The 2,868-nt window shown below is 55.0% G+C and carries 3 protein-coding genes; 1 reads left to right on the top strand and 2 read right to left on the bottom strand.

Annotated features, from left to right (window positions below; translation table 11 throughout):
• A partial coding sequence (locus MVO87_RS09290) for an acetate--CoA ligase family protein (protein ID WP_297552953.1) occupies positions 1-1,113 on the bottom strand: 1,113 nt, incomplete at its 3' end.
• Entirely contained in the window at positions 1,103-2,317 is a 1,215-nt protein-coding gene (locus tag MVO87_RS09285; protein WP_297516232.1) for a hypothetical protein, read from the bottom strand. The genes MVO87_RS09285 and MVO87_RS09290, both read right to left, overlap by 11 nt.
• Positions 2,318-2,384: 67 nt before the next feature.
• On the opposite strand from MVO87_RS09285, the gene coaD reads away from it, so the two are divergent.
• Positions 2,385-2,868 (top strand): phosphopantetheine adenylyltransferase (gene coaD, locus MVO87_RS09280; protein ID WP_297552951.1); only part of this gene is annotated, 484 nt, incomplete at its 3' end.

Below are 2,868 nucleotides of genomic sequence, written 5' to 3'. Positions count from 1 at the left end.
GAGGGCATCAACGTTCTCGTCATTGCATACAACCTCAATCGTCCTCTTATAGCGCTCGTAGTCGGCATCGGCGATGAGGTCAACCGGGTTTCTGGTGGAGCACTGGGGCGGAAGGAAGGAGCGAAGCTTTTCGACGGTCTTGTCGCTCAGCCGGGCTATTTCAAGACCGAGCTTTTCGAGCTTGTCGGTGGCCAAAACGCCCGGTCCTCCGGAGTTGGTGATTACGGCAATCCTCTTCCCAGCTTTTGAATACATCTCAAAGGCTTTGGCCGCATCAAAGAGCTCCTCCATCTCCTCGACCTCTACTGCCCCGGCCTGCTTGAAGGCCGCGCGGTAGATTTCGTAAGAACCTGCCAAGGAGCCAGTATGGCTTGCCGCCGCTTTAGCCCCGCTTTCGCTCTTTCCGGCCTTGAGAACTATAACTGGCTTCCTCTCGCTCGCGTAGCGAAGAGCTTTGAGGAAGCGTCTGCCATCCTTAACGCCCTCGATGTAGAGCGCTATCGCCCTGGTGTTCTCGTCGTCGGCAAAGTACTCCAAAAAGTCGCTTTCGTTCAGGTCAGAGGCGTTTCCATAGGACACGAAGGCAGAAAATCCTATCCCCTCGTCGTTGCCCATCGCCAACGCCGCACCGCCAAAGGCCCCGCTCTGGCTGATTAAGGCTAGTCCACCGGGTTTAACTCTAACCTCGAAGGAGCCGAAGAACTTCCCGTGGACGCCGAAGATTCCGGCACAGTTGGGGCCTATAACGCGAACGCCGTGCTTCTTAGCTTTCTCAACGAGTTCGCGCTCAAGCTCCTCGTTCCCGACCTCGGAGAAGCCGGCCGAGATGACGACGGCGCCCCTAATGAGCGGGCCGATTTCATCGATTAGGGAGGGAACTAATTTGGCAGGAATTACTATTATGGCGGTGTCAACGGGCTCCTCAAGCCTCTCGCGGATTCGGAAGGTCCTTCCGGCGACCTCAACGGTTCCGCCCTTGGGGTTGACGGGGAGTACCTTACCCTCAAAACCACCTTCAACAATGTTCCTGAGGATTTCGTAGGCTATCGCGCCTTTCTTGAAGGAACCGAAGACGGCAACGCTCTTGGGATAGAAAAAGAAGTCAAGGCTCATCGCCATCACCCTCCCCCGGAGTTTCCCCCAAGATTACTCCTTTCTCCCGGACCTCTCCCACAGACTCGGCTCCTTTTTCCTCGTTTTCATCGCCCCGCCCTTCGGAGGCCCGGGAGCGTTTCCTTAGGAAAAGGACAATACCGGCGATGAGTATAACTCCCGCACCCGCAATTGCGTAGAGGTACGTGTCCTTCTCCTGCTTGAACTCCATTACCAGGGTGTTGTCTGGGCCAAGCTGGTACTTCCCACCGATTACGGTTATGTTATCGAAGCGCCCTGGCAGTTTCAAAACGACGAGCCATTGAATAGAACGCCAGCCCTTCTTAACGGAAACCTGGGGCTTAACGACGCCTATTACCTTGAGGCCGTTCGGTATCTTCTTCGCCGAGATGCTGAGTGGATGCATAGTTTCGCGGAAGGAGGTCAGGAGAGTGCTTTCAACTGAGGATGTCGCGTTTGCACCCACAAAGGTCGCGTTGAAGTAAACCAGGCCCTCGGTGGGGTCAAAGGAGACGCTGAGATATCTCTCTGTCGAGTTGAGGAACTGAACCAGGCGATAGACGGGGTTGTAGAGCTTAATCACCGGGAAGTAATCCCCGTCCTCCCAGACTGCGACGTTGTCAACGAGCTCCTTCGGAGCGGGGACGAGTGTGTATACATCGTAGTCCTTGGGGAGAACGAGCGTGAACCTACGCCACTTGAACGGATAAACAACGCCCAAAAACTTCATCCTCATGGAACCGTAGTATGGACAGGTCAGGTACTTGCCGTCCTCGTTCACGAAGAACGGGACAAGCGTGAAGCGAACAACCGCACGCCACTTGCCAGTGACCTGAACCGGCCCTCCCGGAGGAATGTATATGATGGCACTCATGTTCGAGCCCGAGAGGCGGCCGTTAATGAAGTCCTTGAAGCTCTCATAAACGACGCCGTAGACGAGGTTCGTAAACTCCCTGGTGGCGTTGGTCTCATTAGCCTTCGCGAGGGAGTTGAGGTAGTCAACGAACGTCCGGTTCACAAGGTTTGCCTCAATCGTGAAGGAGCCTGCCCAAGCAAGGGAGCCGTTGATGTTCATCTGGGAGACCCTAAGGAAGACGCTAACGTCGAAGAGGCTGATGGATTTATCCTCACCCGCTGAAGCTCCCAAGGGAATCGTCGAGAGAAGAATCATAACTGCCAGCAGAACGGAGAGCTTCCCCTTCATATCACCACCTAAGGGGACTCCGGGAGCTGATAAAAAAGCTTATTGGTTCCCAAGCCTAATGGAAACCATGAGAAAGTTCAGGAAAGTAGTCGTCGGCGGGACCTTCGACAGGCTACACCTCGGCCACAAGGCGTTGCTCAGAAAAGCCTTTGAGGTCGGGAAGGTGGTCTACGTCGGCCTAACTTCGGACGAGATGATTAGGGACAAGCCCTACGCAGAGAAGATACTCCCCTACGAGCTCCGCTTAGGGGATTTGCTCAAGTTCTTCGATGTCAACGGCTACAACAACTACCGCGTTATCAAAATCCACAACGCGATAGGCTTCGCGGGGGAAATGAAGAGCCTGGAGGCAATCGTTGTCAGTGAGGAGACCTACAAGGGCGCTCTGATAGTGAACAGGGCCCGGGAGGAGCGTGGTCTCAAACCGCTCGAGATAGTCGTGATTCCGATAATAAGGAGCTCCCTCGGCCCGAAGATAAGCTCCTCTCTGATAAGGGCCGGTTTGATAGACCCATTCGGCAGGCCCCTCTCCAGTGGAAACGAAACTCCCC

Origin of the sequence: Thermococcus sp. (assembly GCF_027063845.1) — an archaeon.
Taxonomy (GTDB): Archaea; Methanobacteriota_B; Thermococci; order Thermococcales; family Thermococcaceae; genus Thermococcus.
This window is presented reverse-complemented; position numbering and strand designations above follow the sequence as displayed.

Bases quoted from the DNA above. Each gene is read 5' to 3' on its own strand.
- MVO87_RS09285 (WP_297516232.1), bottom strand. From the start codon at position 2,317: ATGAAGGGGAAGCTCTCCGTTCTGCTGGCAGTTATGATTCTTCTCTCG.